The sequence below is a fragment of the Bartonella sp. AC62GZZY genome (genome assembly GCF_042196525.1).
Lineage (GTDB): Bacteria > Pseudomonadota > Alphaproteobacteria > Rhizobiales > Rhizobiaceae > Bartonella.
Genome location: NZ_JBHIQN010000099.1, coordinates 1 through 549 on the forward strand (window position 1 = coordinate 1; position 549 = coordinate 549).

1 pseudogene is annotated in these 549 nt (G+C 36.1%); it reads left to right on the forward strand.

The features are described from left to right. A pseudogene (locus ACFIML_RS09375) lies at nt 1-318 on the forward strand (hypothetical protein); the annotation flags it as partial. Nucleotides 319-549: the final 231 nt, after the last annotated feature.

The window sequence follows — 549 nt, forward strand, 5'->3', positions numbered from 1 at the left end:
AACTTCAAAGAATCTCTGCCTCTTTATTCAAAAGAATGTAAAATAATTCTTTTTATCCTTATTCTCTTTTCTGTTTTACAATCTGCTTTCTCTGTCGCAAATTTGGTATGGTGGAAGAATGATAATGTTGCCTTTATCATGCAGCTGTTGAGTATTCTATGGTTTGGGCTTCTTCTCTTTTTTCCGATCATTGGGATCATGTGCATAAAATTAACGAGAAAATTGAACAAAATACTTCCACAATTGGAAGAAGCGATACAACAACGCGATCAGGCAATGCGTATGCAGAATATGGAAGGGGGACAAAATGACGAGTAGTCTTATAACATTAATAGCCATTTCTTTCCTGTTCTTTACGCTCTTAAATGTTTTAATATGGGCGCCAATCGTTGTCATTTATTACCTGTTTATCAAGCGTGCGAGGCTTTATTGTCGCGTGAAAAAGGAACTGAAATGCGTGCTAAATGAACGTGATATTGCCTTAAAACAGATCTCCCCAAAATAAAAAGCAGCAGAATGTTTGATAAAAAGCAGCTTTCTCTTGTTTGG